The organism is Paludibacterium sp. (genome assembly GCF_019232825.1).
Taxonomy (GTDB): Bacteria; Pseudomonadota; Gammaproteobacteria; order Burkholderiales; family Chromobacteriaceae; genus Paludibacterium.
Window position 1 is genome coordinate 26,555 of record NZ_JAFAND010000093.1, and the last position, 26,677, is coordinate 53,231.

General features: G+C 61.1%; 24 protein-coding genes and 2 tRNA genes. 15 read left to right on the forward strand and 11 right to left on the reverse strand.

The features are described 5' to 3' along the window. The first annotated feature begins 14 nt into the window (after positions 1 to 14). A complete protein-coding gene (locus JOZ06_RS12405; protein ID WP_293232854.1) occupies positions 15 to 1,421 on the forward strand; it encodes an efflux transporter outer membrane subunit in 1,407 nt (468 codons plus the stop codon). A 10-nt stretch (positions 1,422 to 1,431) separates the two neighbouring features. Here the strand turns inward: JOZ06_RS12405 and JOZ06_RS12410 are convergent, their stop codons facing one another. Continuing rightward, a complete protein-coding gene (locus tag JOZ06_RS12410) occupies positions 1,432 to 2,583 on the reverse strand; it encodes an anthrax toxin-like adenylyl cyclase domain-containing protein (protein ID WP_293232856.1) in 1,152 nt (383 codons plus the stop codon). Positions 2,584 to 2,972: 389 nt separating this feature from the next. On the opposite strand from JOZ06_RS12410, the gene JOZ06_RS12415 reads away from it, so the two are divergent. Then, positions 2,973 to 3,482 (forward strand): hypothetical protein, encoded by a 510-nt coding sequence (locus JOZ06_RS12415; protein ID WP_293232858.1) that lies wholly within the window; start codon positions 2,973 to 2,975, stop codon positions 3,480 to 3,482. Between the two features lie 25 nt (positions 3,483 to 3,507). Beyond that, positions 3,508 to 4,299 (forward strand): hypothetical protein, encoded by a 792-nt coding sequence (locus tag JOZ06_RS12420; RefSeq protein ID WP_293232859.1) that lies wholly within the window; start codon positions 3,508 to 3,510, stop codon positions 4,297 to 4,299. A gap of 73 nt (positions 4,300 to 4,372) precedes the next feature. Here JOZ06_RS12420 and JOZ06_RS12425 read toward each other — a convergent pair whose 3' ends face one another. Continuing rightward, positions 4,373 to 5,671, reverse strand: a complete 1,299-nt coding sequence (locus JOZ06_RS12425) for a Y-family DNA polymerase (protein WP_293232861.1) — start codon at positions 5,669 to 5,671, stop codon at positions 4,373 to 4,375. After that, a complete protein-coding gene (gene umuD, locus JOZ06_RS12430) occupies positions 5,653 to 6,084 on the reverse strand; it encodes a translesion error-prone DNA polymerase V autoproteolytic subunit (protein ID WP_366515099.1) in 432 nt (143 codons plus the stop codon). The genes JOZ06_RS12425 and umuD overlap by 19 nt, the downstream gene beginning before the upstream one ends. 432 nt (positions 6,085 to 6,516) lie before the next feature. On the opposite strand from umuD, the gene tig reads away from it, so the two are divergent. The 8 genes from tig to JOZ06_RS12470 all read left to right on the forward strand — a co-directional run bounded on the left by tig (position 6,517) and on the right by JOZ06_RS12470 (position 14,907). Beyond that, complete coding sequence (gene tig / locus JOZ06_RS12435; protein WP_293232864.1) at positions 6,517 to 7,824, forward strand: trigger factor; 1,308 nt, start codon at positions 6,517 to 6,519, stop codon at positions 7,822 to 7,824. Between the two features lie 24 nt (positions 7,825 to 7,848). After that, complete coding sequence (gene clpP, locus JOZ06_RS12440) at positions 7,849 to 8,484, forward strand: ATP-dependent Clp endopeptidase proteolytic subunit ClpP (protein WP_293232866.1); 636 nt, start codon at positions 7,849 to 7,851, stop codon at positions 8,482 to 8,484. A 19-nt stretch (positions 8,485 to 8,503) separates the two neighbouring features. Further along, the gene (clpX, locus tag JOZ06_RS12445) at positions 8,504 to 9,787 is read left to right on the forward strand and encodes an ATP-dependent Clp protease ATP-binding subunit ClpX (protein ID WP_293232868.1); all 1,284 of its coding nucleotides are present in this window, start codon (positions 8,504 to 8,506) and stop codon (positions 9,785 to 9,787) included. A gap of 146 nt (positions 9,788 to 9,933) precedes the next feature. Then, the gene (lon, locus tag JOZ06_RS12450; protein WP_293232870.1) at positions 9,934 to 12,345 is read left to right on the forward strand and encodes an endopeptidase La; all 2,412 of its coding nucleotides are present in this window, start codon (positions 9,934 to 9,936) and stop codon (positions 12,343 to 12,345) included. A gap of 175 nt (positions 12,346 to 12,520) precedes the next feature. Beyond that, positions 12,521 to 12,790: an HU family DNA-binding protein gene (locus tag JOZ06_RS12455; RefSeq protein ID WP_293232872.1), complete on the forward strand. Its 270-nt coding sequence runs from the start codon at positions 12,521 to 12,523 to the stop codon at positions 12,788 to 12,790. A 48-nt stretch (positions 12,791 to 12,838) separates the two neighbouring features. After that, positions 12,839 to 12,914: transfer RNA gene (locus JOZ06_RS12460), tRNA-Val, on the forward strand. A gap of 4 nt (positions 12,915 to 12,918) precedes the next feature. Next, positions 12,919 to 12,995 (forward strand) — tRNA-Asp (locus tag JOZ06_RS12465). A gap of 67 nt (positions 12,996 to 13,062) precedes the next feature. Then, positions 13,063 to 14,907 carry a peptidylprolyl isomerase gene (locus tag JOZ06_RS12470; protein WP_293232874.1) on the forward strand — a complete coding sequence of 615 codons (1,845 nt, stop codon included), beginning with the start codon at positions 13,063 to 13,065 and terminating at the stop codon, positions 14,905 to 14,907. Positions 14,908 to 14,951: 44 nt separating this feature from the next. Here JOZ06_RS12470 and JOZ06_RS12475 read toward each other — a convergent pair whose 3' ends face one another. Further along, positions 14,952 to 15,446 carry a hypothetical protein gene (locus JOZ06_RS12475; RefSeq protein WP_366814763.1) on the reverse strand — a complete coding sequence of 165 codons (495 nt, stop codon included), beginning with the start codon at positions 15,444 to 15,446 and terminating at the stop codon, positions 14,952 to 14,954. A 199-nt stretch (positions 15,447 to 15,645) separates the two neighbouring features. Here JOZ06_RS12475 and JOZ06_RS12480 point away from each other — a divergent pair, with 199 nt between their 5' ends. Beyond that, entirely contained in the window at positions 15,646 to 16,089 is a 444-nt protein-coding gene (locus JOZ06_RS12480) for a carboxymuconolactone decarboxylase family protein (RefSeq protein WP_293232876.1), read from the forward strand. A gap of 72 nt (positions 16,090 to 16,161) precedes the next feature. On the opposite strand, the gene sodB is transcribed toward JOZ06_RS12480, so the two are convergent. Continuing rightward, positions 16,162 to 16,743 (reverse strand): superoxide dismutase [Fe], encoded by a 582-nt coding sequence (gene sodB / locus JOZ06_RS12485; RefSeq protein ID WP_293232878.1) that lies wholly within the window; start codon positions 16,741 to 16,743, stop codon positions 16,162 to 16,164. A 205-nt stretch (positions 16,744 to 16,948) separates the two neighbouring features. On the opposite strand from sodB, the gene dnaB reads away from it, so the two are divergent. The 3 genes from dnaB to JOZ06_RS12500 are packed head-to-tail and all read left to right on the forward strand — an operon-like array spanning position 16,949 to position 20,322. Next, positions 16,949 to 19,396, forward strand: coding sequence for a replicative DNA helicase (gene dnaB, locus JOZ06_RS12490; protein WP_293232880.1), 2,448 nt, complete (start codon positions 16,949 to 16,951; stop codon positions 19,394 to 19,396). A 10-nt stretch (positions 19,397 to 19,406) separates the two neighbouring features. Then, positions 19,407 to 19,721 carry a (2Fe-2S) ferredoxin domain-containing protein gene (locus JOZ06_RS12495; RefSeq protein WP_293232882.1) on the forward strand — a complete coding sequence of 105 codons (315 nt, stop codon included), beginning with the start codon at positions 19,407 to 19,409 and terminating at the stop codon, positions 19,719 to 19,721. Then, complete coding sequence (locus tag JOZ06_RS12500) at positions 19,714 to 20,322, forward strand: alpha/beta fold hydrolase (protein ID WP_293232884.1); 609 nt, start codon at positions 19,714 to 19,716, stop codon at positions 20,320 to 20,322. The genes JOZ06_RS12495 and JOZ06_RS12500 overlap by 8 nt, the downstream gene beginning before the upstream one ends. 59 nt (positions 20,323 to 20,381) lie before the next feature. Here JOZ06_RS12500 and JOZ06_RS12505 read toward each other — a convergent pair whose 3' ends face one another. From JOZ06_RS12505 to JOZ06_RS12530, 6 genes are all read right to left on the reverse strand, one after another. Beyond that, on the reverse strand, positions 20,382 to 21,239 hold the full coding sequence (locus tag JOZ06_RS12505) for a flagellin (RefSeq protein WP_293232886.1): 858 nt from the start codon (positions 21,237 to 21,239) through the stop codon (positions 20,382 to 20,384). A 72-nt stretch (positions 21,240 to 21,311) separates the two neighbouring features. Further along, on the reverse strand, positions 21,312 to 22,589 hold the full coding sequence (locus tag JOZ06_RS12510; protein WP_293232888.1) for an ATP-binding protein: 1,278 nt from the start codon (positions 22,587 to 22,589) through the stop codon (positions 21,312 to 21,314). 1 nt (position 22,590) lies between these two features. Next, positions 22,591 to 23,277 (reverse strand): response regulator transcription factor, encoded by a 687-nt coding sequence (locus JOZ06_RS12515; RefSeq protein ID WP_293232900.1) that lies wholly within the window; start codon positions 23,275 to 23,277, stop codon positions 22,591 to 22,593. 96 nt (positions 23,278 to 23,373) lie between these two features. Next, complete coding sequence (locus JOZ06_RS12520) at positions 23,374 to 24,066, reverse strand: hypothetical protein (RefSeq protein ID WP_293232890.1); 693 nt, start codon at positions 24,064 to 24,066, stop codon at positions 23,374 to 23,376. 351 nt (positions 24,067 to 24,417) lie between these two features. Further along, positions 24,418 to 25,212, reverse strand: a complete 795-nt coding sequence (map, locus tag JOZ06_RS12525) for a type I methionyl aminopeptidase (protein ID WP_293232892.1) — start codon at positions 25,210 to 25,212, stop codon at positions 24,418 to 24,420. 102 nt (positions 25,213 to 25,314) lie between these two features. Further along, a complete protein-coding gene (locus JOZ06_RS12530) occupies positions 25,315 to 26,508 on the reverse strand; it encodes a porin (RefSeq protein ID WP_293232894.1) in 1,194 nt (397 codons plus the stop codon). Positions 26,509 to 26,677: the final 169 nt, after the last annotated feature.

The following is a 26,677-nucleotide window of genomic DNA, read 5'->3' on the forward strand; positions in this document are numbered from 1 at the left end:
GAAAGGTAAGCGGCATGAAAATGAAATGGGGATGGGTGCTATTGGCGGCGGGCCTCGCGGGCTGCGCGGTCGGGCCGGATTACCAGCGTCCGCAAGATGACGATGTGCCGGCGCATTTTGGCGTGGCGGGCACGGTGTTGAATGAGGGGGCGCCCGCGCAAGACTGGTGGCGCGCGTTCGGCGATCCGGTGCTCGATGGCTTGGTCGAGCGGGCCGAGCGGCAGAATCTGGATGTGCGCGCCGCCTGGGCGCGCCTGCGCCAGGCTCGGGCGCAAGCGCAGGCGGCCGGCGCGGCGGACTGGCCGCAAGTGTCGCTGTCGGCGCAGCAAACGCATGACCGTCTGAGCCTCAACGGCGAGCAGTTCGCCAATATCCCGTTCGCCCATCCGCAAAACCAATTCACCGATACGCGTGCCGGTTTGTCGGCGTCATGGGAGCTGGATCTGTTCGGCTACAACGCCCGCTCGGTCGAGGCGGCCACGGCGCGGGCAGGCGGCGTCGAGGCGATGGTGCGGGCGGCGCGGTTGGCGACCGCCGCCGACGTGACACGCAACTATCTTGATCTGCGCATGCAGCAGCAGCGTACGCAACTGGCGGCGCGCAACCTGGCGCTGACGGATGAATCGCTGCGGCTGACGCGCTTGCAGATGGCGGTGGGCGAGGCTAGCCAGCTGTCGGTCAATCAGGCGCAGGCCGCGGTCCAAAGCGCGGCGGCGGCGTTGCCGCCACTGCAGGCGGGCATGCGCACCGACCTGGATACGCTGGCGCTGCTGACCGGGGAGGCGCCGCGCGCGCTGGACGCCGAACTGGCCGTCGAGGCGCCGCTGCCCGATCCGCGGGGCGTATTCGGCGTCGGTCTACCCTCGGACCTGTTGTTGCGCCGGCCGGACGTGCAGCGTGCCGAACGCGATCTGGCGGCTGCCAGCGCCGACGTCGGCGTGGCCACGGCGGCGCAGTATCCGCGTTTTTCGCTGGTGGGCGCTTTCGGCGTGGACGCCATCCATCAGGGGCAACTGACCGAAGGGGCCAGCCGCTATTGGAGCGCCGGGCCGGCGCTGTCGCTGCCGCTGTTGACCGGCGGCGCGCTGACGAACCAGCTCAAGGCGAGCCAAGCGTCTTACGACGCGGCGCTGGCGGCTTACCGCAAGGCGGTGCTGCAGGCGCTGTCGGATACCGAGACGGCGTTGATGCGCTTCGATCGCGAGACCGCGCGGCTCGATGCGGTTGGCGGTGCGCGCCAAACGGCGGCGAGCACGCTTGACCTGACCCGGCGCCGCGTCGCGGTGGGTGAGGCGGCCGAACTCGATGCGCTGCAGGCCGATAGCCAGCTGCAGCAAGCCACCGACGCCTGGGTGCAAGCGCGCGCGTCGCGATCGCTGGCGTTGGTCGGGTTGTTTCAGTCGCTTGGCGGCGGCTGGTAAAGGCGGCGCGTTAGCCGCGTTGGCGCCAGATTGTCAGGGCATGGTCGTAATCGCCGCGCCGGATGCCTTGCAGCGTCGGTTCCCATAGCGGGTTGATCGGTACTTGGTAACCGGCGTTTTTTGCTTGGGTAATGACCTGGGCGAGCGCCGCGGCATCCTCGATCAGCAATGTGCCGGATAGACCGCCGAGCGCGTGCGGCAGAAACAGCGTGACCGGGTAGTTGCCGGTGGGGTCGGCGGCCGGGCTGGTGGCATCCATATTGTGGTGCACCAGCTCGCGCCCGGGCTGGCAGTCCAGCGCCTGGTTGAGCGGAAGGATGAGGTCGCGTACGCGCGCGCTGGCGTTGCCGAGCTCCGGCAATTCGGCGGCGTAGAACTGTTTCGGGCCGGGCCAGGCCGCCAAGAGTTTGTCCGGCGTCTGTTTGTAGCCGGCCACGCGCGCTTGGAAATGGCTATAGGTCACATCGGCGATGGGTGGAATATCCTCGCCGCCATAGTGTTCGATCGACGGCGCCACCAGCATCAGGTCATAGTCGGCGGTGAGCGGCAGGCCGCTTTCCGGCTGACACAAGACCTGCACGGGTTCCCCTTGGCAGGTCACGCGGTAGCCGCCGGCGGTCTTTTCCGCGTGAAAGACGTGGCGGCTCCCATCGGGTGCCTTGGCATGCAGCTTGAGCATGGAGGCATCGCGGCCGCCCTCGATGTGGATCAGCCCTTTCTCCGTCAGCTCGGCCAGGCGCCAGGACGGCAGTTCCACATTGCCGGCGACGGCGTGACCCTCCTGTAGGCATTGTTGTGTCTGGCTATTGAATTTGCCGATGCGCGCGCTTTGTCCTGCTAGTTTGCTCAGCGCCTGGTCTATCGGGATGAGGCCCGCCATCGGTCCCCAGTTCGCGCTCTTGCCTTTGATATGAAAATTCTTACTCGGATAGCCGGCATCGATATAGGCGGTGGCAAGCTGCTCGACGGGGCGGAAGGCAATGATGAGTCCGCTGTCATGGGCGAACTGCTGCAGTGGCGCCAGGTGTTTTGCGGCGAGGCCGGTCAGCCGTTCGATCGTCTGTCGGTCGCTGACGATGCCGGCTGGCGGTGACGCCGTCGGCGTGGGCGGTGTGTCGATTTGGCTGGCAATGGAATGTGGCCGTGGTGCGATCTTTAGCATGTCGAACCTCTGCGGAGATATCGATGATGCTAATCCCTTGTTGTGTCAGCGACTTTCCGGCGTTGTCCTAAAGTTCGGTTCTTCTGCCGCGGCGTGTGAATGGCGCCGTCTGCGGTATTTTCTCGCGGTTTTTCCGTTTTTTGTTCGCTGAGCGCAATCGGGTTCATCCGATGGCCGGGGCTTTTGTCTTAGTGGGCGCTGACGGCGCTTGGTGCGTCACATTGCTGTTGACTGTCCCTATTTTCCTACCTATTGCGCGGCTTTGTCGGTTTGGCTGTCAGCAATATCGGTATCGCTCATTGATTGATCAGAGTGTCGCAGGATTGGCGCGGTGGTGGCATGGCTCAATGGTCTCGCTGAAATGACAGCGATTGCACAAGGAGGATTGCATGGATATTCCGGTCTTTCCCGGCGCGCTATGCCAGAAATACGCAGTGACGGCAGCGCTCGATGACGAAGTGTTTGCCGACGACTACTTGGCTTTGCTCGATGGTCACGCCAATTTGGCCGATGCGCTGGCGTTGGCGCCGCAAGACATGGCGGCATGCTACCGCGAGGGCGCTGAAGCTTATCAGGCGGGGGAATACAGCACCGCCGCGCGTGCCTTTTTCTTACTGACCTTTCTTCGCCCCGATGATGGCCAACTGCACTTGGCGTTGGGGAGTGCGCTGCAGCAGTTGGGCGAATCGGCGTCGGCATTGATGCATTTTTCGTCGGCGGCCGATTTGTCGCCGCAAGACCCGGGCGCGTTATTCCGTGTCGCCGAGTGCCAGGCTTCGCTGGAGGAGCGCGAGGGTGCGCGCGAAGCCTTGCGCCGTTGCTTGGACCTGTGCGCCACGCATGCCACCGCGCCAGGGTTGTATCAGCGCGCCTCGGCGCTGATGGATCAATTGCACTGACTAAATCATAACAAAGGAGATCACTATGACTATCACATCCATTTCGATGACGCGCAGCCAGTCGGTGCCCGAAGCTGGTAATCACGTTCGCGCCAATGCGCCGGCCGCGCCGGCCAAGCCTGATCCCGCCGCTGTGCCGCTGCCGTCGGCTATCTCCGCGTTCGAGACCAGTAAGCCGGCAGCCTCCGGAGCGGTGTCAGTCGAGGCCGCGCCTGCGGAAACGCAGCCTGAGCAACCGAAAAGCAAGCTGGACGGCAAGGGGCGCGAGCGTTTCGAAATTGGCTCCGATGCGCATCTAAAAAAACTCAACGAGTTGGAAGAAAAGGCGCATGCGCACCGGGAGACGATTAAGAACAAGAAGGCGGGTAAATTCGCCAAAGGCGCCGGCGCGGCGCTCGGCGCAACGCTGAGCGCGGCCGGTACGCCCGCGGGGCCGGCGGCGATGGTGCCGCTGGCGATTGTCGGCGCCGCGTTGGGAACCGCCGCGGCCGATCAAGCGGTCAAAGTGCCGCTATGGAGCCGGCAGATGTTCCTCAACCACAAGGCGGGCGTGTTTCAAGCGCGCGGGGTGGAGATTCGCGCCAATACCGCGACCGACGCGGTGGTGCATAAAATCCAGAAGGCGTTCGGGTCGGACGGGATGCGCAGCGCGGTCTTGACGACCATGGTCGAGTGCTTGAGCGTTGGCACGACCCGCGCGGTTGAAACGCTGGAGGATAGCGAGTTTCCTGGCGCGGCGCCGAGTAAGCAGCCTGACCCTGCCGCGCCGAAGGCGCCGGTAGCCGCGGCTGCCTCACCTGCCGCCGCTGTCCGCTAGTGGTTTCGATGGCTGCGATACGTTCATGGCGGCGGTTGATGCGGTCTAGGACCGATATTGGCCGCCGCTTCCCTTAGCGCGCGACCGGCAGTTGCGTCCAGCTGGTGGTGTAGCACGGCGACAAGAATGCCCGGCGCATGCGCCAGTCCTGGCTGAGCCCCTCGGCGGCCAGGCGCAGGGTGCCGTGGCCGTGGCGGCGGTTGATGCTGTCGATGGTTTGCATCAGCCGTTGCCGTTTGCCGTCGGGCAGCGGCGCGAACAGATCGTACTGCAATCGGTCGGCGGGGCGGATTTCCAGCAGCATGACGCCGGCTTTCTGGTAGGCGTAGCCTTCGCGGTAAATAGCGGCGAGCGCTCGCGCGGCCGTGTCGACGATGGCGAGCGTGTCGTCGCTGGGCTGGGGCAGGGCCAGACAGCAGTAGTTCCGGTATTGCGGCAGGTCCTGCCGGTGCGGGTTGGTGCGCAAACTGACGCCGACAAGGTGTGCCACGCCACGCTGGGCGCGTAGCTTTTCCGCAGCGCGCGCGGCGTGATAGGCAACGCTGGCGCGTAAGGCGTCGATGTCGCCGGTGAGGCGTGAGAAAGAGCGGCTGGACAGAATCGACTGCTTGCCTTGGGCGAAGTCCTCCAGTGGGAGCGATGGCAGGCCGTTAAGCTCCTGGGCGATGCGCTCGACCACCACGCCGAAGCGGCGGCGCAACCAGGCGGGCTCACGCTCGGCCAGCGCGCGCGGGTGCGTGATGCCATGACGCAGCAGTTGCTCGGCCAGCGGCCGGCCGATTCCCCAAATCTCGGTTAATGCGGCCCGTTCCAGTTGGCGGGCCGCGCCGTGCTCGTCCAGCCAGTGCCAATCGAATACGCCGCGATAGCCGCGCTCTTGCTTGGCCAGATGATTGGCGAACTTCGCCAGTGTTTTGGTGGGGGCGATGCCGACGGCGCAGGGAATGCCGACGCGCTGCCAAACGGCGCGGCGGATGGCGCGGCCCTGAGTCTGGCTGTCGAATTCGCCGGTCAGGCGCAAGAAACATTCGTCGATGCTATAGATCTCTTGTTCAGGGCTGAATTCGCCGATGACTTGCATCATGCGCCGGCTGATGTCGCCGTAGAGCGCATAGTTGGAGCTGAACACGGCGACGCCGAGCCGGCGGAGCGCCGCGCGCAGCGGGTGAAAAGGCGCGCCCATGGGGAGGTCCAGCTCTTTGGCTTCGCGCGAGCGCGCGACGATGCAGCCGTCGTTGTTGGACAGCACGACGATGGGGCGGCCGATCAGATCGGGTCTGAAGAGCCGTTCGCAGTTGCAGAAGAAGCTGTTGCCGTCGATGAGCGCGTAGCGCGCCGGCGGCGTGGCGCGGCTCAGAATTTCTTCACGCATGCCGTCACCACGCCCCAGACGGTCAACTCCCGCCCATCTCGCACCTCGATCGGCGCAAAAGCCGGGTTCTCCGGCAAAAGCGCCACCCGGCCGTCACGCCGGTAGAGCCGCTTGACGGTGAATTCGCCGTCGACCACGGCCAGCACGATCTGATCGTGCAGTGCTTCGCGACCTTTTTCCACGACCAGAATGTCGCCCTCGGCGATGCCGGCGCCGATCATCGATTCGCCTTTGACGCGCACCATGAACGTCGCGGGCGCGTCGTGGATCAGGTAGCGGTTAAGGTCGAGCGTGCTCTCCAGGTAATCGTCGGCGGGCGAGGGGAAGCCCGCGGGCACGCGGTTGCCGTAGAGCGGCAGCTGGCGCGCCGCGGCCTCTTCGTCCGGACGCCAGGCCTGGACGCCGCGCAGCAGCCGCCGGGTGGCGACGAGCGCGAGTACCGCGTCCTTGTCGATGCGCGGGATGCGCAGCTGCGTTTGCGGTTCGCCGGCGTCGCAGCGTCCGCTGCCTTGCGGGCGGCCGGCGCCGAGGCGGGCGCCGCCCCGCGGTTTGTCCGATGGCTTCATGAGGCGATGGTTGTTGTAAGTAGGTATTTTGATTATTGCATCAAAAATCAAATTTGGCAGCTGAATTTCGTGGGATAATGCATTGGCGCTATGCACGGAGGGTGTGCTGCTTTCCTTCCGTTAGCCATGGTATACTGATGGTTTTCGTGGTAGCTGCCGCAATCGCTTGTGGCTGGCGAGATTTGAGCGCAGCGCCCGCCGCCGGATGTGTCTTTGCCGTCCGATGCCGGCCGGGCTTGTGTCTCGGTTGACTAAACTCGTACACAGTTAGGATTTGACATGCAAGTACAGTTGGAAACGTTGGGCAGCCTCGAGCGCCGTATGAATATCGCGCTGCCGATGGACGCCATCGACGCGCAAGTGACCGAGCGCCTGAAGCGTGCGGCACGCAACGCCAAGATCCAGGGTTTCCGCCCGGGCAAGGCGCCGATGAAGATCGTCGAGATGAACTATGGCCCGCAAATCCGCGAAGAAGTGCTGGGCGAGCAAGTTCAGCAAGGCTTCTACCGCGCCGTGACCGAGCAAAAGCTGCGCGTGGCTGGCTATCCGCGTTTCGAGCCGCAGGTGGATCAATCCGAGGCGGGTAGCTTCAAGTTCGCCGCGACCTTCGAGATCTATCCGGAAGTGGCCCTGGGCGATCTGGCTGGTAAAGAAGTCGAAAAGCCGGTTACCCCGGTAACCGACGCCGAAATCGACAAGACGGTCGACATCCTGCGCAAACAACGTACCCGTTTCAATCGTGTTGAGCGCGAAGCGCAAGACGGCGACCGCGTCATCATCGACTTCAAGGGCTCGATCGACGGCGTACTGTTCGACGGCGGCTCGTCGGAAAACTTCCCGTTCGTGCTGGGTCAGGGTCAAATGCTGGCCGACTTCGAAACCGGCGTGCGCGGCATGAAGGAAGGCGAGGTCAAGACGGTCGAAGTGACGTTCCCCGACGACTATCATGGCAAGGACGTGGCCGGCAAGACCGCTTCCTTCGAATTGACGCTGAAGAACGTGGCCGAAGCGGTGCTGCCGGAAGTGGATGGCGAGTTCGCCAAACTCTTGGGCGTGGCCGACGGCGACGTGACCAAGATGCGTGACGAAATCAAAAAGAACGTCGAGCGCGAAGTGAAGCGCCGTCTGCAGTCGCGCACCAAGGAAAACGTCATGCAGGCTCTGCTGGACGTGACCCCGGTTGAATTGCCGAAGTCGCTGGTCGAACTGGAAGTCGGCCGTCTGCGCGACAAGGCTCGCCAGGACCTGGAAGCTCGCGGCATGAAGATCAAGGACCTGCCGTTCCCGGCCGAACTGTTCGATGAACAAGCGCGCCGCCGCGTTTCGCTCGGCCTGATCATCTCCGAGCTGGTCGAGGCCAATAAGCTGGATGCCAAGCCGGAACAAGTGAAGGCATTGGTGGCCGAGTTCGCCGAAAGCTACGAGGATCCGGAAGAAGTCATCGGCTGGTACTATGCGAGCCCCGAGCGCTTGGATGGCCCGACCTCGATGGTCATCGAAGACAATGTGGTTGAATTTGTCCTGGGTCGTGCCAATGTTGTGGAGAAGGCGCTGGCGTTCGATGAACTGATGGGCAGCCAAGCCTAATAAACCAATAACTGGAGATGGCCGATGATGTCGATGATGGAACCGAAGGGGTTGGGTCTTGTGCCCATGGTGGTTGAGCAGAGCGGCCGGGGCGAGCGCGCCTACGACATCTACTCGCGCCTTTTGAAGGAACGGATCGTGTTCCTGGTGGGTCCGGTCACCGACGAGTCGGCCAATCTGGTCGTGGCGCAGCTGTTGTTCCTCGAATCGGAAAACCCGGACAAGGATATTTCCTTGTACATCAACTCGCCGGGCGGCTCGATCAGCGCCGGCATGTCGATTTACGACACGATGAACTTCATCAAGCCTGACGTCTCGACGCTGTGTGTCGGCCAGGCCGCCAGCATGGGCGCGTTTTTGCTGACCGCCGGCACGCACGGCAAGCGCTTCGCGCTGCCCAATAGCCGGGTGATGATCCATCAGCCGTTGATCGGCGGCGGCGGCTTGAGCGGCCAGGCGACCGATATCGAAATTCATGCGCGCGAACTGTTGAAGATGAAGTCGCGCATGAATGAGTTGATGGCCAAGCATACTGGCCAGTCGATGGAAAAGGTGCAACAGGATACCGAGCGCGACAATTTCATGTCGGCCGATGAGGCGCAGGCCTATGGCCTGATCGATAAGGTCCTGTCGTCGCGACGCGAAAACGTCAAGGCGTAACCGCTACGGACACGTGTAAATGGCTGACAAGAACAGTAACGAGAAACTGCTGTATTGCTCTTTCTGCGGAAAGAGCCAGCATGAAGTCCAGCGGCTGATCGCTGGGCCGCAGGTTTTTATCTGCAACGAATGCGTCGAGCTGTGCAACGACATCATTCGCGAGGAATTGACCCAAGCCGTTCAGCTGGGCGTCGAGCCGGGCGAAGCGCACAAATTGCCGGCGCCGCAGGAAATCCGCGAAAGCCTCGATCAGTACATCATTGGCCAGGATCTGGCCAAGAAGACCTTGTCGGTGGCGGTGTACAACCACTACAAGCGTTTGTACACGCAATCGAGCACCGCAGAGGGCAATGACGTCGAACTGTCCAAGAGCAACATCCTGCTGATCGGGCCGACCGGCTCGGGCAAGACGCTGCTGGCGCAGTCGCTGGCCCGTCTGTTGGATGTGCCGTTCGTGATTGCCGATGCCACCACGTTGACCGAGGCCGGCTATGTGGGCGAGGACGTCGAGCACATCATCCAGAAGTTGCTGCAAAAGTGCGACTACGATGTGGAGAAGGCGCAGCGCGGGATTGTCTATATCGACGAGATCGACAAGATTTCGCGCAAGTCGGAGAACCCGTCGATTACGCGCGACGTTTCCGGCGAAGGCGTACAGCAGGCGCTGTTGAAGCTGATCGAAGGGACGGTTGCCTCGATTCCGCCGCAGGGTGGGCGCAAGCATCCGAACCAGGAGTTCATTCAGGTCGACACCACCAATATCCTGTTTATTTGCGGCGGCGCGTTCGACGGTCTGGAAAAGATCATCCGCCGCCGTTCGGAAAAGGGTGGCATTGGCTTTGGCGCCGAGCTGAAGTCGTCGGATGACGGCCGTGACGTATCCTCGTTGTTCAAGGAAGTCGAGCCGGAAGACCTGATCAAGTTTGGCCTGATTCCGGAGTTGATTGGCCGCCTGCCGGTGGCCGCGACCTTGGAAGAGCTGGACGAGGAAGCGCTGGTCACGATTCTGACGATGCCGAAGAACGCGCTGGTCAAACAGTATCAGAAGCTGTTCTCCATGGAAGGCGTGGAGTTGGAGGTGCGCCCATCGGCACTGCGCGTTACCGCCAAACAAGCGCTGGCGCGCAAAACGGGCGCGCGCGGTCTGCGCTCGATTCTGGAGCGCGCGCTGCTCGACACCATGTACGATTTGCCGTCGATGACCGACGTCGAAAAGGTAGTGGTGGACGAGAAGGTGATCGAGAAGGGCGAGCGCCCGCTGTTCATCTATCGCGATGCCGACGACAAGGCGCAGTCGGCTTGATGCGCCATAAAGGGTGCTGACGAAAAAACCGCCTCCGGGCGGTTTTTTATTCTCTACGTCAAAAAACTGATTTAGTATGGGGTGGTTGATATTTGGTTTCCGCGCCCCATCTTTCCTGCAAGAATATCAGAACAAGGTCTGGTGATATGTCACAAGCCACAGAACTCTTGGAAGAAACCGTGTTGCCGCTCTTGCCGTTGCGCGATGTGGTGGTCTCTCCCCATATGGTCATCCCCTTGTTTGTAGGACGCAGCAAGTCGATCTGCGCCCTGGAAACCGCCATGGACGAAGGTAAGCACATCCTGCTGGTCGCACAGCGATCGGCATCCAAGGATGAGCCTTCGCCCGAGGATCTTTATAGCGTGGGCACGGTGGCGACGGTGCTGCAGATGCTCAAGCTGCCTGACGGCACCGTCAAGGTGCTGGTCGAAGGGCGTCAGCGCGCCCGCATCAAGGATGTGCGCGAGGAAAACGGCTGCTTCGTCTGCACGGTGATGCCCTTGCCGGTCGAGGAAGACGACGGCACCGAAACCGAGGCTATGCGCCGCGCGCTGCTCGCCCAGTTCGAGCAGTACGTCAAACTGAATAAGAAGATCCCGCCCGAGATTCTGTCTTCGCTGGCGGGCATCGAAAAGGCCGGCCGTCTCGCCGATACCATCGTCGCTCATCTGCCGCTCAAGCTTGAGCAGAAGCAGGAAGTGCTGGAGATGTTCGACGTTAAGACGCGCTTGGAGCACCTGCTGTCGCAGCTGGAAAGCGAAATCGACATTCTGCAGGTCGAGCGCCGCATCCGCGGCCGCGTCAAGCGCCAGATGGAAAAAAGTCAGCGCGAGTATTACCTGAACGAGCAGGTCAAGGCCATCCAGAAAGAGCTGGGCGAGATGGACGAGGCCGGCGACTTCGAGGAGCTGGAGAAGAAGATCCGCACTGCCGGTATGAGCAAGGAGGCGCGCGAGAAGGCGCTTTCCGAACTCAAGAAGCTCAGCATGATGTCGCCGATGTCGGCCGAGGCGACCGTGGTGCGCAACTACATCGATACCTTGCTTGACCTGCCGTGGAAGAAAAAGACCAAGGTCAACAAGGACGTGGCCAACGCCGAGGAAGTGCTGGACGAAGATCACTTCGGCTTGGACAAGGTCAAGGAGCGCATTCTCGAGTACCTGTCGGTGCAACAGCGCGTCGATAAGCTCAAGGCGCCGATTTTGTGCCTGGTCGGACCACCCGGGGTGGGTAAGACCTCGCTTGGCCAGTCGCTGGCCCGCGCCACCGGGCGCAAGTTCGTGCGCATGGCGCTAGGCGGTGTGCATGACGAATCCGAAATCCGTGGCCATCGCCGCACCTATATCGGCTCGATGCCGGGCAAGGTGCTGCAGAACATGACCAAGGTCGGCGTGAAGAACCCGCTGTTCTTGCTCGACGAAGTCGACAAGCTGGGCGCGGACTTCCGCGGCGACCCGGCCTCCGCGCTGCTGGAGGTGCTGGATCCGGAGCAGAACCACTCGTTCGTCGATCACTATGCCGAGGTCGAATACGACTTGTCGGACGTGATGTTCGTCGCCACGGCCAACTCGCTCAACATCCCGCCGGCGCTGCTCGATCGGATGGAGATTATCCGTCTGGCCGGTTATACCGAGGACGAAAAGGTCAATATCGCCCAGCGCTACCTGGTGCCGAAGCAGGTGAAGGCCAATGGCGTGCAGGAAGACGAGCTGGTGATCCAAGAGTCCGCCTTGCGCGATATCGTGCGCTATTACACCCGTGAGGCGGGTGTGCGTAGTCTCGACCGGGAAGTGGCGCGCATTTGCCGTAAGGTGGTGACCGGACATCTGCTCAAGAAGGGCGGCGGCAAGGTGACGGTCAATGCCCGGAATCTGGAGAAATACCTTGGCGTGCGCCGCTTCGATTTCGGCATGGCCGAGGAAGAAAACCGCATTGGCCAAGTGACGGGGCTGGCCTGGACCGAAGTGGGCGGGGAATTGCTGACCATCGAGGCGGTGGCGCTACCGGGCAAGGGCAATATCATCCGCACCGGTCAGCTGGGCGAGGTGATGCAGGAGTCGATCACCGCCGCCATGAGCGTGGTGCGTAGCCGTGCCGCCAGCCTTGGCATCAAGCGCGATTTCTATGAAAAGCTGGACATGCACATTCACGTGCCGGAGGGCGCCACGCCCAAGGACGGCCCGAGCGCGGGCAGTGCCATGACCACGGCGATCGTGTCGGTGTTGACCGGCATTCCCGTACGCGCCGACGTGGCCATGACCGGCGAAATCACCCTGCGCGGCGAAGTGCTGCCGATCGGCGGCCTGAAGGAAAAGCTGTTGGCGGCTTTGCGGGGTGGTATTAAGCACGTTTTGATTCCCAAGGGGAATGTTAAAGACTTGACGGAAATTCCTGCTAACATCAAAAGCAAGCTCGAAATCCATCCGGTTAAGTGGATTGATGAAGTGCTGACTCTGGCTCTCGAGCGACAGCCTGAGCCGATCGTAGAGGAGGAAAAGCCCGCAGAAGTCCTTTCCACGGGCGATTCCGGCAAAAGTGTGTCGGTTATGACGCATTAAAAAACAGGTGTTTAGCAAATCCTTGCCACAGCAGGGGAGAAAGGGCTTCCTTCGCGTTGTGCTAAATGGCAGAATGCTCCGAAAGCCGCTTGACACAAGGATTTGCGACTTGTTATAAAGCTTGCGGTTTTTATCAACTACCTACGTAGACCGAGAATGACGAAAGGGGACTTACGTGAACAAGTCTGAACTGATTGATGCTATCGCCGCACAAGCTGACATTTCGAAGGCAGCGGCTGCAAAAGCGCTCGACGGCATGATTGCGTCCGTAACGGAAGCGATGAAGAAGGGTGATACCGTAACGCTGGTTGGCTTCGGTACCTTCTATGTTGGCGAACGTGCTGCTCGCAGTGGCCGTAACCCGAAAACCGGCGAAACCATCAAGATCGCTGCTGCTCGTTCCCCGAAGTTCCGTGCTGGTAAGGCACTGAAAGACGCGCTATAATCTGACCCTTCCATAAGGGTCGGTCTCGCCCCTCCGGGCGAGACCTCCGGGCGTTTAGCTCAGTTGGTAGAGCGTCTGCCTTACAAGCAGAATGTCGGCGGTTCGACTCCGTCAACGCCCACCAGGTTGGAGCGGTAGTTCAGTTGGTTAGAATACCGGCCTGTCACGCCGGGGGTCGCGGGTTCGAGTCCCGTCCGCTCCGCCAGAAGACACACAAAGGTGAACGCGCTCTAACGTTCACCTTTTTCTTTTACACAACTAGTTAGGTCGCCATGTTCAAGTTTGTCGAGAACAACAAAGTCGTCATCCAGGTGATCCTCGGTCTCGTCGCTCTGACGTTCGTCGGGTTCGGCGTCAGCAGCTACAGTTCCGTGGCGGAAGATCCCTATCTGGTCAAGGTCGGAAGCACCAAGATCGCGCTGCGCGACATCGATCGCGAGCTGGACGGTCAGCCGGTCGACGCCGCCGCACGGCAGCGCGCGCTCGAAGGTCTGATTCAACGCAGCCTGATTCTGAACGAAACCGGCAAAACCGGTTTGCAGGTGGCGCCGATGCAGCTGCAACAGGCCATCGCCGCGATTCCGGCCTTCCAAGACAACGGGCAATTCAGCCTCGACAAATACAAAGCATTCCTCGACCGCCGTCAAATGACCGGGCCGCAATTTGAGGAACGCATTGGACGCGACCTGCTGGTGCAAAACCAAATGGAGCCGTTTACCGCCGGGCAGATTTCTTCGCATGCCGTGGCTGAACGGATCGGGCAACTCTTGGGCGAGACGCGTTCGGTAAGCGCCACCGTGTTGGCCGCGCCGGCTTTCGCCTCTCAGGTCAAACTCGACGACGCGACCGTCGCGGCCTATTACAAGGCCAATAGCGACAAATTCAAGGCGCCGGAGGCGGTCAAGCTATCCTATGTGGTGCTGTCTCAGGCGCAATTGGCCCAAAACGTCAGCGTCAGCGACGACGAATTGCACAAGTTCTATCAGCAGCACCAGGCTGAGTTTGGTCAGGAGCAGCGACGTGCTTCGCATATCCTGCTGGCGGTGCCGCAGAACGCGCAACCTGCCGACGTTGCCAAGATCAAGGCACAGGCGGATGCCATTCTGAAGCAAGTCCGCGCCAACCCGGCAAGCTTTGCCGACGTGGCGCGCGCGCGCTCGCAAGATCCGGGCTCGGCGGCCAAGGGCGGGGATCTGGGTTTCTTCCCGCGCGGCGCGATGGTCAAGGCGTTCAACGATGTGGTCTTCCAGATGAAGCCGGGCCAAATCAGCGAGGTGGTGCGTAGCGAGTTCGGCTTCCATATCATCAAGCTCGAAGCCATTCAGGTGCCTGATTTCAATGCGGTAAAGGACCAGGTCGCGCAGCAATTGAAATTGCAAAAGGCCGGCAACCTGTTCCGCGCGCAAAGCGACACCTTGACCGAGGTGGCCTATCAGCAAGGCGATTCGCTCAAGGGTGTGCAAGACGCGCTCAAGCTTGTGCCGCAGCAGTCGGGCTGGCTGGCGCGCGCGCCGTCCGGCAACGATCCGATCCTGTCGAACCCCAAGGTGCTCGATGCCGCCTTCGGCAATGACGTGCTGGTCAAGAAGCACAACAGCGAACCGGTCGATTTGGGCAATAACACCCTGGTGGTGGTGCGCGTCACCGATCACCAGCCGGCGCATCAGCTCAAGCTCGACGAGGTGCGCGATGCGATCAAGATGCAGCTGATCGCCACGGATGGCGCCAAGCTTGCCGTTGCCAAGGGGCAGGCCATGTTGGCCGATCTGAAGGCGGGTAAGCCGGCGGCTACCCAATGGACGCAGCCGCGCGACCTGTCGCGCCAGCAAGGGCTCGGTCTGCCGGTGGCCGATTTGCAGGCGATTTTTGCCGCCAATACGGCCAAGTTGCCAGCCTACGCGGGCATCAAGCGCGCGTCGGGCGAGTATGTGATCTACCGGGTCGAGGCCGTCAAACCGGCACCGGCGCTGACGCCCGAGCAGCGTGCGCAGTTGTCGGGTCTGCTCGACAACATGAATACCAACGCGCAAGTGGCCGGCTACCTGCAATCGCTGCGCGCGCGTTACCCGCTGACGGGCGGCAAGCAGCAGCTCAATAGTCAGTCGCAAGACGAATAAGTCACACCCCCATGAAAACAAAGGCCCCGTAAGGGGCTTTTGTTTTATGTACGTGCGTGCTGCTGCGCCAAAATGGATTGCATCGCCATGAGTGCCCGCCGGCTGGCTTCGATGTCGTAGGCCGCAAAGCCCATGACCAGCCCGGGCGGCGCCGCATGCGTAATGCAGTAAGCCGATAATGGCCGGGTTTCGATGCCATGGTGTGCCAGCGCCGCACTCATGACGCGGTCGTCGGTGTTTTCCGGCAATAGGCCTACGGCATCCAGCCCTGTGGTGATGGGCGGCAAAGCGAGTAGGCCGTCCAGCTCCCTTGTGCAGGCTTCTTGCAGCGCGGCGGCGCGTTCCCCGTACAGCAGGCGCATTTGGCGGAGATGGCGCGCATAGTGACCTTCGGCCATGAACTGCGCCAGCACGGCCTGCGGCGCGACGGCGACATGGCGGCAGGTTATAGCTGTCGGCGACGAAGGCGAGACGCACGTGCCGCTGCCTGTGGTGCCGGCAATGTGGCCTTCCGCCACCAATTGGTCGAAAACCGCCATGACGGTGCTGCGGGAAATATCTTGTTGCCTGGTGAGGTCGCGGCTCGACGGGAGCCGTTACCCCGGGGAGGGGCTGCCGGTCAGAATGGCCGTGCGTAGTTCACTATAAATGGCCATACAAATCATGCTATTTGTTCATTATGATTCGCCAGTGGATGCAATCCGCTTTTGTCTCGCGAATCAAGTAAGGAAAATACAAATGGAACAACGATTTGACGTCGGCCAATTGATCCCGGCGGGCTACAAGGCCATGCTCGGCGTGCATAGCTATGTGCAAGGATGCGGGCTGGACCTGGGCCTGCTGGAGTTGGTGCGCTTGCGTGCCTCGCAAATCAACGGCTGTGCTTTCTGCGTGGCCATGCATATACCGTTGGCGCGCCAGCACGGCTTGAGCGAACATCAAGTCAATCTGGTGGCCACGTGGAAAGAAGCGCCGGTGTTCAGCCCGCGCGAGCGCGCGGCTTTGGCCTGGACCGAGGCGGTCACGGTGCTGGTTGGTCAGGAAGTGCCTGAATCGGTTTATGCGCAGGTCCAGGCCCAATTTACCCCGGAAGAGGTGGCCAATCTGACGTTGTGCGTCGGTGAAATCAATACCTGGAACCGCCTGATGGTGGCGTCGCGCACGCCGCCGGTTTTGGCCTGATCCGTACCGTTGCGCCGGTGACGCCAAAGAAAAAGGACCCGTCGGGTCCTTTTTTATCGGCTGCCAGACAGATCAGGCAGCGAAATTCTTGGCGGCGAACTCCCAGTTCACCAGCTTCCAGAACGCTTCCAGATAGTTCGGGCGGCTATTGCGGTAATCGATGTAGTACGCATGCTCCCAAACGTCACAGGTCAACAACGGCTTCTTGTCGGTGGTCAGCGGCGTGGCGGCGTTGCTGGTGGAAACCAGGTCGAGCGAGCCGTCCGCATTCTTGACAAGCCAAGCCCAGCCGGAGCCGAAGGTGCCGACGGCGGTTTGGGCGAAAGCTTTTTTGAATTCGTCGAACGAGCCCCACTTAGCTTTGATGGCATCGGCCAGCGCGCCGGTCGGTTCGCCGCCGCCGTTGGGCGACAAGCCGAACCAGTAGAAAGTGTGGTTCCAGATTTGAGCGGCGTTATTGAAGATGCCGCCGGAGGATTTTTTGACGATTTCTTCCAGCGAGGCGTTTTCGAACTCGGTGCCCTTGATCAGATTGTTCAGATTGGTGACATAAGTCTGGTGATGCTTGCCATAATGAAACTCGAGGGTTTCTTTGGAAATCGCGGGCGCGAGCGCGTCCAGGGCGTACGGCAGATCGGGTAACTTGTGTTCCATCGTGCTCTCCTAATTCGTTGGGATTGGCCAATCTTTGTTCTGGCTCAAGTTTACTGTAAGCGGCGATGACATGCCAATAGTTGACTCATATCGTCAGGATTTGTTTCCCCTATGGGCTGTGGCGCCAAAACGTATTGCAGCACCTGCGGGGGTGTACATAAAACTGATAGAATTAACGTTTAGTCTGAATACGCGCCAAGCATAGATGAGTGAGCAGAACGAATCATACGAAGAGGCGGCACTAAGTATCCGTACGCCGCCGCACTCCCTGGAGGCCGAGCAATCGGTTCTGGGTGGGCTGTTGCTGGACAATGCCGCCTGGGACAAGATCGCTGACGTTGTGTCCGATGCCGATTTTTACCGGCACAACCATCGCCTGATTTATCAGCATATCGCGCGCCTGGTCGAACAATCTCGCCCCGCCGATGTGGTGACCGTTGCCGAGAGCCTGGACAAGAACGCCGATCTGGGCGATGTGGGCGGGCTTGCCTATATTGCGTCGCTGGCGCAGAACACGCCATCGGCGGCCAATATTCGCCGCTATGCCGAGATCGTGCGCGAACGCTCCATCATGCGCCAGCTCGCCTCGGTGGGCGCCGAAATCACCGAGGCGGCCTATAACCCGCAAGGGCGCGACGCCTCGCAATTGCTCGACGAGGCGGAAGGCAAAGTGTTCAAGATCGCGGAGAGCACGGCCAAATCCAAGCAGGGCTTTCTGGAGATGCCCGGCCTTTTGAAAGAGGTGGTTGAGCGTATCGACATGCTCTATAGCCGCGATAATCCGGACGAAGTGACTGGAGTGCCGACCGGCTTCCTCGATCTGGACGCGCGCACCTCGGGCCTGCAGCCCGGCGATCTGGTCATCGTTGCCGGCCGGCCATCAATGGGTAAGGCGCAGCCACTTGACGCACGCGTCAAGACGCTGAGAGGGTGGAAGCGGATGGATGAGCTGGAGATCGGCGATGCATTGGCATCACTCGATGGCGCGCCATCCATGGTGACGGGGCTCTACCCACAAGGTGAAAGGCAAGTATATAGGATTCGGTTTTCTGATGGCCGTACGGCTGAGTGCTGTGATGAACACCTGTGGCGCGTTCATTATCGTGGGTGGACCGCGCCGCGTATTCTCGAAACCGCCGCGATTCGTCAACTGCTGACGCGTAAGCGTTATCAGAACCGGTTGTGGATCGATCTGCCTAGCGGGGATTTCGGCCATGGCGACGACCTTCCTGTCGACGCCTGGGTGCTTGGCGCTTTACTGGGTGATGGTTCATTGGGCGGTACTGCCGTACGTTTTAGCGTGAAAGCGGACGAAACCCTAAACAGGATGCGCGCACGAGTGGATGCTCGGTTAGAGCTCGAGTACGCCGGACAATACGATTGGCGCATCAAGCGTCGCGCGGCGCCGCAGGGCGAACGTCCGTCGTCCAATCCGCTCAAACTCGCACTCGAGACGCTGGGGCTATGGGGGCGTACCAGCTCTGATAAATTCATCCCGCGCTGTTATCTCGATGCCGAAAAATCTGTTCGTCTCGACCTGTTGCGTGGGTTGCTCGATACCGACGGATGGGTCGAATCGTGGGGTAGCGTACGTTTTTCCTCTGCGAGTGCACAACTCGCGAAAGACGTTTGCGAACTGGCGCGCTCGCTCGGTGCTTGGTGCTCGGTGTCGGAGAAATCGACATTTCATACCAAAGATGGCGTACGCAAGGCAGGTATGACAGCCTATCAATGCACGATCAGTCATCCAGAACCGCAAAGCCTGTTTTTGTTCGAGGGCAAGCGTGAACGGCTGAGCGTTGGGCGCATGCGCCGCAAAATGCCGGTTATCAGAGCAATCGAGCCTACCCGCCGTACGCAGACACAGTGCATCTCGGTCTCGCATCCCTCGCGGTTGTATCTTACGGATGATTATGTCGTGACGCACAATACCGCATTCTCGATGAACATCGCCGAACATGTGGCTGTGGAAGAGAAAAAGCCGGTAGCGGTGTTCTCGATGGAAATGGGCGGCACGCAATTGGTGATGCGTATGCTGGGGTCGGTCGGCAGGCTCGATCAGCATGTGCTGCGCACGGGCCGGCTGGGTGACGAGGATTGGCAAAAACTGACCTTCGCCATCGGCAAGTTGTCCGAGGCGCCGATGTACATCGACGAAACACCGGCGCTGACCGCGCTGGAGGTCCGTGCCCGGGCACGGCGTCTGGCGCGCCAGCATGGCGGCGAGCTGGGCCTGATCGTTATCGACTACCTGCAGTTGATGAGCGGCTCGGGACGCAACGGCGAAAACCGCGCGTCGGAGCTGGGTGAAATCTCACGCAGCATGAAGGGCTTGGCCAAGGAGCTGAAGGTGCCGCTGATTGCGCTGTCGCAGCTGTCGCGTAGCGTGGAGCAGCGCCCGAACAAGCGGCCGATGATGTCCGACTTGCGTGAATCCGGCGCGATCGAGCAGGACGCCGACATCATCATCTTCATGTACCGCGACGAGTACTACAATCCGGACTCGCCGGACAAGGGCCTTGCCGAGGCTATCATCGGCAAGCACCGTAACGGGCCGACCGGCACGGTGCGGCTGGCCTTCGTCGGCCAGTATGCCAAATTCGAAAATGCCGCCCTGCATGGCGCTGCCGGCTGGGCGGACAGTGACGGTTAACGGGGCGACCATGAGCTACTACCAACACCACGTATTCATCTGTTGCAATCAACGCGAGGGCGGGGAAGCCTGCTGCAACAACCACGGCGCGAGCGAACTGCTAGGCTATATGAAGGATCAGGTCAAAGCGCTCGGTTTGTCGGGCCCCGGTGGCGTGCGGGTCAACAAGGCCGGCTGCCTTGGTCGCTGCGATTTCGGCCCGGTCATGGTGGTTTATCCGCAAGAGACTTGGTATACCTTCGTCGACCGGCAGGACATCGACGAGATCGTCGCGTCGCATTTGAAGGCTGGCGAGCCAGTGGAAAGGCTGAAGATCGATGGCTAAGAGTACACAATCCGTTGTCGTCGACGGGCCGGTCGGCGATCTCGATACGTTATTTTTGCAAGCGGAAGGCGAGTGCCGCGGTGTGGCGGTGATCTGCCACCCCAATCCGACCCAGGGCGGCACCAATACCAACAAGGTGGTGCAGACGACGGCCAAGGCGCTGTCGCAATTGGGATATGCCTGCTATTGCCCCAATTTGCGTGGCGTGGGTGCGAGCCAAGGCGAGCATGATCATGGCGACGGCGAAGTGGATGACGTGCTGGCGGTGGTCGAGCGCGCGCGCGCCGATCACGGCGATCTGCCGCTGGTGCTGGCCGGTTTCTCGTTCGGCGGTTTTGTGGCTGCCCGGGCGCGTGAGCGTATCGAGGCCGACAAGTTGTTGCTGATCGGTGTCGCCGTCGGCAAGTATGCGTTGCCGACTCCGCCAGTGCCGGCCGATACGCTGGTGATTCACGGCGAGGAGGATGACGTGGTGCCGCTGGCCGACGTGCTTGCTTGGGCACGTCCGCAAAGCCTGCCGGTTACGGTTTTCCCTGGCGTCGGCCATTTCTTCCATGGCCGGCTGGTGGAACTGGCGAACTTCATCAAACAGCGTTTCTGAGCGCCACCAAAGCAAAACGCCCGGATCTCCGGGCGTTTTGCTTTGGTGTGAAGGGTGGATCAACGCAGCAGCGTCAGCGCCGCGCTTTGCGAGACATTGGCCTGCGACAGAACCGAGGCGCCGGCGTTGGCCAGAATCTGGTTTTGCGCCAATGCCGCCGAGGCCGCGGCGAAATCGGTATCGCTGATGCGGCTGCGCGCGGCTTGGCTATTGATCGACGTGTTGGCCAGGTTGTTGATCGTCGCCGACAGACTGTTCTGCGCCGCGCCCACCGTGGCTTGGGTGTTGCTCAGTGTGTTCAAGTCTTGCGTGATCTGACTCGTGGCATGGAGCGCGTTGGCCTGGGTGGTGATGTCGATGGTGCCGGTGGCGTTCAGGTTGGCGTTGTAGGTATTGAGCCCGCCATTGGCCGGCGTGTTGTCGAGCCCGGCGCTGTTGATCGTGACCTGATTGTTGGCGGTGCCGTTGGGGCCGATTTGCAGCGTCACGCCATTATTGCCCGATAAGAGCGGCGTGCCGTTGAAATTGGTGGTTTGGACAATCTGCGAATTGGCCTGCGTCAGCTGGTCTACTTGCTGTTGCAGCGCCTGACGGTTCGAGCTGGACAAAATGCCGTTGCTGGCTTCGATGGCCAGTTGCTGGATTTGCTGAGTATTTTGCGTGATCTGGCTCAGCGCGCCGCTGGCGGTCTGCGTCAGCGAAATACCGCTATTGGCGTTGGTCAGCGCTTGCTGGTCGCCGTTGATCTGCGTGGTCAGTCCTTGTGAGATCGCCAGCCCTGCAGGGTTGTCGGCGGCGCTGTTGATGCTGGACCCCGACGAGAGCTCCGCCAGCACTTGGCTGACCGCTTGCTGGTTGCGGGAATACGTGCGCTGCGCGTTCAGTGATGCGGTATTGGTGTTGACGGTCAAGGCCATGTGCCGACTCCTGCTGCATATCGTATACAACGGATTCTAAGTGTAGGGCGCGGCGCTTGTTAAATCAAGACATTAGCCGTTTTTGGGTAGGAATATATCGATCGCCAACCCGCCGTCCGCCGGAAGCTGCGCGACGATGCGTCCGCCATGCGAGGCAATGGCGCGCCGGGCGATGGCGAGCCCCAAGCCATGGCCCTCGCCGCCACCGGCGCGATAAAACGGTTCGAAAATGCTGTCGAGCTCATCAGTGGCGACGCCGGGGCCATGGTCGCGCACGGTGACATACAGTCCGTCGCTGTCATGGCGCGCGCTAATGATGATTTCGGTGTCAGGCGGCGAGAATTTGATTGCGTTGCGCACCACGTTTTCGAAACAACGGTAAATCAGCGTGGCTTGGCAGGACAGCACGAATTCCCCTGGCGCATCGATGTCGATGACACAGCCGGCGCCTTCCGCCTCAACGCTAGCGTCATCGGCGATCTGCGTCAGCAGCTCAATGAGGTCGACAGTGGTTTCGGGCTGGCTGACGTGGTTTTCCAAACGCGCGAGCGTCAGTACTTCGTCGACCAACGCGTCGAGCCGGTGCGACTCGCGCTCGATACGCGAGAGCGTATCGTCCAGCCGTTCGGGGTTTTGCCGGATCAGGCCGATGGCGGCCTGCAATCGGGCCAGCGGCGAGCGCAACTCGTGCGAGACGTCATGCAGCAGCCGTCGCTGTGCCAACCTGTGCTGTTCCAATTGTCGGGCCATAGCGTCGAAATCGGTGGCGAGATCGGCGAGTTCGTCGCGCCGCCGGCCCATTTTGCCGCCGATGCGCGTGTCGAGTTGGCCGTTGGCCACGGCGCGCAACGCCAGCCGTAACGCGCGTACCGGTCCGACCATATACCAGGCGAGCCCGGCACTGAAGCCCAGACTGACCAAGAGCGCCACGCCGATGAACAGCCAGGGCGCGGGGGGCGGGCCGGGCGGCCCTGGCGGGTGCGGATCGTCGAGGGCCGGCGCCAGCCATTGCAAACGATAGCTGTGCCCCGCGTTGTCGGTGACGCGCTGCTCGCTGCGCACCGGGCGCGTTTCGGTTGGGCCGGCCAGCAATGCGCCGTGTTCGTCGAGTACGCGCCAATGTGGCCCATGGTGCGGCGGATGCGCAGCCAAGAGGATGCGCACGCTGTCGAGCTGCCCTGCCTGCAGCAGCGCCACCAGCGATTCGGTCATCGGCGGCGGCGAGAACGTGGCTTCCAGCCACTGCGCGTGCTCATGGCGAATCAGCCACGCGGTCACCGCGACCGTGAGTGAAATGGCGGCAAAGGCCAGCCAAAAGGCGAGGATGAATTTGCCGAAAAGCCGCCGCATTTCAGCCTTTGACCAACTGGTAGCCCATGCCGCGGATGGTGAGGATGCGCGACTGGCCGTCGGATTGGCGCGGCAGTTTTTGGCGGATGCTGCTGATGTGCACGTCGATGCTGCGGTCGAAGCGCTCCAGATCTCGTCCCAGCGCCTGTTCCGATAATTGGCGCTTGCTAACCACTCGCCCGGCGTGACGCACCAAGACCTCCAGCAGGTTGTACTCGATGCCGGTCAGGGGCAGCAGGGCATCTTCCCAGCGTGCTTCACGCCGTTCCGGCTGTAGCGACAGCGACCCCACGGCCAACGGTTCGGGCAACACCCCGGCATGCGCCGAATCGGTGCGGCGCAAAATGGCTTTGATGCGCGCCGACAGCTCGCGCGGCGGACAGGGCTTGGGCACGTAGTCGTCGGCGCCCAGCTCCAAACCAAGGATGCGGTCGATGGCGTCGCCGCGGGCGCTCAGCATCAGCACCGGCACCGCGCTTTGCGCGCGTAGCGCGCGCAGTACGGCAATGCCGTCCATGCCGGGCATCATGATATCCAGCACCACGATGTCCACCGCTTGGCTCAGCGCCAGATCGCAACCGCTGGCGCCGTCGTGGCGGCAGCTGACTTGAAAGCCCTCCTGGCGCAAGAAATCGGCCAGCAAGGCGGTTAACGGCAGATCATCGTCAATCAGTAATACATGCTGCATGGCGTGGTTGGCGGAGAAGGAAGGTTGCATTATTCGGCATTTTGCCGCGTTCGTCAGCCGCTAGCCCGGCGCGCCGCGCGCGCCGGGCAGGTGGGATCAGCTGCTGGTGCCGACCAAGCTGCCGATGCTCGGCGGCGTTTGGTTCGCCAGGTTGCTTTGCAGGTTCTGCAGGAAGGTCAACAGCGTCGCGTTGCTACTGCTACTGCTGCTGGTCGACGACGAGGACCCGCTGCCGTTCTGCGCCTGGATGGCCGATACCAGATTGGTGAAGTCGGTCGACAGTTGCGAATCGGTGCTGTTGCTCGAGTCGCTCGAACCGCTGGAGAGCTGGCTGATCAGCGATTGCAGGCCGCTGGAGAAATTGGCGTAGGGCGAGTTGCTGCTGCCGCTCGTGCTGCTGGTGCTGGTTGAACTGCTATCGCTACTGGTGCCGGACGCCGACGATTGCGAGCGAATCGCATCGAACAGATCGTGCATCAACTGGCCCATGGCTTGCGGCACATTGTCCGAATTGCTGGCGCTGCTGGTGGCGCTTGTGCTGCTGGTGCTGCCGTCGCTGCTGGAATTGCTGTCGCTGCTGGCACTACTGTCACTACCCGGTTGCGGCAAGCTGATGCCCATCTGGTTCAACGCTTCCGATACGCTTTGCATCAGGCCGCCCCCTTGATCGCCGCCTTGCTGCGACTGCATGTCGGCGCGGTGGTGGTGCCCATGTCGTGTCTGCGTGGTACCTGACGTGCCGGTGGTGCTTTGCGTGGCCCAACTGTTACTGATACTGGATATTGTCATGATGCTCTCCCTCTACCTTGATGAATGATGTGCGCGCGCCATCGGGCGTGTCATTCGTGCCGGGCGCCTGCCCATGCCAGCAATTTATCGGCCAGCCTGTGCCTGAAAGCAGGTTTTTGCAGGTAAAGAAAAGTAAAGAATCGCCAAGAAAAAATAAATGAAAGAGCATTGCCGGAGATTTTTGCCGCGGCCTCGTGCAAGTATTGGTCAGTTCAAGGGATTTTGATGGTGCAGTAGTATGCCAATATGCATTATTCGTGGGTGGTTTGCTGCCGGGCGGCAAAAATTTCCGCCGGCAAAAATAAAAAAGCGGCAAATTTGCCGCTTTTTTTACAAAACCTACCGTTCGCCTCAGAAAACCGGTTTGGGCGGCGCGCCATCGGACAAGGTCAGTACCTCGTAGCCGGTTTCGGTGACGAGCACGGTGTGCTCCCACTGCGCCGACAAGCTGCGGTCCTTGGTGACCACGGTCCAGCCGTCGGCCAGCACGCGCAGGTGGCGCTTGCCTTGATTGATCATCGGCTCGATGGTGAAGATCATGCCCGGCGCGAGCACGATGCCGGTGCCGGGTCGGCCGTAGTGCAATACCTGCGGTTCTTCGTGGAATTTCTTGCCAATGCCGTGGCCGCAGAACTCCTGCACCACGCTATAGCCGCTCGACTCGGCGTGACGCTGGATGACGCTGCCGATGTCGCCGAGATGGGCGCCGGGGCGAACCTTCTCGATGCCGAGCCACATGCATTCATAGGTGATCTTGGACAGCCGCCGCGCCTGCGGGCTGACCTCGCCGACGTAAAACATGCGGCTGGTATCGCCGTGATAGCCGTCTTTGATCACCGTGATGTCGATATTGAGAACCTCGCCGTTTTTCAGCGGCTTGTCATTAGGGATGCCGTGGCAGATGACGTGGTTGATCGACGTGCAAATCGATTTGGGGTAGGGCGTCATGCCCTCCGGCGCGTAATTCAGCGGCGCCGGGATCGTGCCCTGGGTGTTGACCATGTAGTCGTGGCACAGGCGATCGAGTTCTTCCGTGGTGACGCCGGGCTTGACATGGGGCGCGATGAAATCGAGCACCTCGGCCGCCAGGCGGCCGGCAATGCGCATTTTTTCGATGTCTTCGGCGGTCTTGATGGTAACGGGCATGCGAATTCTTTATTGGGGGCTAAAGCGTCATTTTAGCAAAGTAAAGAAAAACGGGCATCCCGATGGGATGCCCGATATAACTGACTTCGTGCGGCAAATGGCTTAGAAGTTGTACTTGATGCCGGCGCCGATGGCCTTCAGCGTGTTGCCCGGGGACAACGAGGTCGCAGAGGTGGTGCCGGAAGCCGGAGTGGTGTACAGCGGGTTGACCGAGAAGTTCACGTTTTGCAACGCCTTGTTGTCGATGCGGGTTGCAAAGGCCAGCAGTTGGGTTTGCTTCGACAGGTTGTAAGTTGCGCCCAATACCCACTGAGTAGCGTCGTAGTCGCTCGGGTTGCCGACGGTCGGGTTGTTCAGATCGCCCAGCTTGGTGTACGACAACTTGATCGAGGCGTTGCCGAAGGCTTGCGTCGCAGCCAGGGTCCAGGCGGTCTGGGTCATGTCGCTCGCGCCACTGGCCAGGCCATAGTCAGCACGTTCGATTTGGGCGGCCAACATGGTGTCGGTTTCGAAGGTGTAGCTGGTGCCCAACTGCATGTAGGTGACGTGAGTACCCACCACCGAGGCGGTCGGCGACGTGGTGTTGCCGTTGTTCTTGAAGGCGAAGCCGGAGGTGCCGGACAGCGAAGCCGAGCTGTCGTTGACGCGATCCCAGCCAGCGCCGATCTTCAAGCCGCCGTTAGTGTACGCGGCACCCAAGCTAGCACGGGCGGCGTCGCGGCCGTTACCGGTGGTTTCGTCGAAGCCGTAGGATGCACCAAACTTGATGCCGGCCCAGGTCGGCGAATCATAGTGCACCGAGTTCTTCAGACGGGCATAGCCACGGCCGATGATGTTGAATACGCCACCGTTGTCGCCGGAAATGTCGGCGGTGGTGTCGGCCATGACGTTGGCGCCGACGTTGGTGTAGCGCTTGTAGGCCGAGTCGTTGTAGCCCAGCACCAATTGACCGAGCGTCGCATCGGACAAGCCGACGAAGCTGTTGCGGGTAGCGAAGGTTGCGGTTTCGCCCTTGTCGTTGGTGCCGCCTTGGGTGAAGCTCTTCAGGCTGCTTTCAACTTGCCAAACGGTCTTGGTGCCGTTGCCCAGGTCTTCCGTGCCCTTGAAACCAATGCGCGAGTTTTCGTCGGAAACGCGGGTGCGGCCAACATAGGTGTTGTTGGCGGCAGCCGAGGTGCCGGAAGCGGTGGCGCTTTCCAGGCCAGCGCTGATGAAGCCGTACAGGGTAACGTCGGCCATTGCCAGCGGGGTGATGAAAGCGCCAGCCAGAGCGACGGCGATGATTTTCTTGTTCATGCAAAGCTCCCGAATCGACTTAATAGAAGTCAGGTTGTAGGTAACGGGTCACCAGGACTGCTGCCTGGGTTGGTGGGGATTATTGTTAAAGCTTGTTACATTCGTATTACATATACAACAACCTACATAAATGCGACAAATACCTTTCGTACAGGCGACATAGTTGTCG

What these genes read in the sequence shown, in the direction of transcription:
- JOZ06_RS12500 (WP_293232884.1), top strand. Translation starts at nt 19,714, where the DNA reads ATGGCTAAGAGTACACAATCCGTTGTCGTCGACGGGCCGGTCGGCGAT.
- JOZ06_RS12405 (WP_293232854.1), top strand. Translation starts at nt 15, where the DNA reads ATGAAAATGAAATGGGGATGGGTGCTATTGGCGGCGGGCCTCGCGGGC.
- sodB (WP_293232878.1), bottom strand. Translation starts at nt 16,743, where the DNA reads ATGGAACACAAGTTACCCGATCTGCCGTACGCCCTGGACGCGCTCGCG.
- JOZ06_RS12410 (WP_293232856.1), bottom strand. Translation starts at nt 2,583, where the DNA reads ATGCTAAAGATCGCACCACGGCCACATTCCATTGCCAGCCAAATCGAC.
- JOZ06_RS12530 (WP_293232894.1), bottom strand. Translation starts at nt 26,508, where the DNA reads ATGAACAAGAAAATCATCGCCGTCGCTCTGGCTGGCGCTTTCATCACC.
- JOZ06_RS12515 (WP_293232900.1), bottom strand. Translation starts at nt 23,277, where the DNA reads ATGCAGCATGTATTACTGATTGACGATGATCTGCCGTTAACCGCCTTG.
- JOZ06_RS12480 (WP_293232876.1), top strand. Translation starts at nt 15,646, where the DNA reads ATGGAACAACGATTTGACGTCGGCCAATTGATCCCGGCGGGCTACAAG.
- JOZ06_RS12425 (WP_293232861.1), bottom strand. Translation starts at nt 5,671, where the DNA reads ATGCGTGAAGAAATTCTGAGCCGCGCCACGCCGCCGGCGCGCTACGCG.
- map (WP_293232892.1), bottom strand. Translation starts at nt 25,212, where the DNA reads ATGCCCGTTACCATCAAGACCGCCGAAGACATCGAAAAAATGCGCATT.
- dnaB (WP_293232880.1), top strand. Translation starts at nt 16,949, where the DNA reads ATGAGTGAGCAGAACGAATCATACGAAGAGGCGGCACTAAGTATCCGT.
- JOZ06_RS12475 (WP_366814763.1), bottom strand. Translation starts at nt 15,446, where the DNA reads ATGGCGGTTTTCGACCAATTGGTGGCGGAAGGCCACATTGCCGGCACC.
- JOZ06_RS12415 (WP_293232858.1), top strand. Translation starts at nt 2,973, where the DNA reads ATGGATATTCCGGTCTTTCCCGGCGCGCTATGCCAGAAATACGCAGTG.
- JOZ06_RS12520 (WP_293232890.1), bottom strand. Translation starts at nt 24,066, where the DNA reads ATGACAATATCCAGTATCAGTAACAGTTGGGCCACGCAAAGCACCACC.
- clpX (WP_293232868.1), top strand. Translation starts at nt 8,504, where the DNA reads ATGGCTGACAAGAACAGTAACGAGAAACTGCTGTATTGCTCTTTCTGC.
- lon (WP_293232870.1), top strand. Translation starts at nt 9,934, where the DNA reads ATGTCACAAGCCACAGAACTCTTGGAAGAAACCGTGTTGCCGCTCTTG.
- JOZ06_RS12505 (WP_293232886.1), bottom strand. Translation starts at nt 21,239, where the DNA reads ATGGCCTTGACCGTCAACACCAATACCGCATCACTGAACGCGCAGCGC.
- JOZ06_RS12420 (WP_293232859.1), top strand. Translation starts at nt 3,508, where the DNA reads ATGACTATCACATCCATTTCGATGACGCGCAGCCAGTCGGTGCCCGAA.
- clpP (WP_293232866.1), top strand. Translation starts at nt 7,849, where the DNA reads ATGATGTCGATGATGGAACCGAAGGGGTTGGGTCTTGTGCCCATGGTG.
- JOZ06_RS12510 (WP_293232888.1), bottom strand. Translation starts at nt 22,589, where the DNA reads ATGCGGCGGCTTTTCGGCAAATTCATCCTCGCCTTTTGGCTGGCCTTT.
- JOZ06_RS12495 (WP_293232882.1), top strand. Translation starts at nt 19,407, where the DNA reads ATGAGCTACTACCAACACCACGTATTCATCTGTTGCAATCAACGCGAG.
- JOZ06_RS12470 (WP_293232874.1), top strand. Translation starts at nt 13,063, where the DNA reads ATGTTCAAGTTTGTCGAGAACAACAAAGTCGTCATCCAGGTGATCCTC.
- tig (WP_293232864.1), top strand. Translation starts at nt 6,517, where the DNA reads ATGCAAGTACAGTTGGAAACGTTGGGCAGCCTCGAGCGCCGTATGAAT.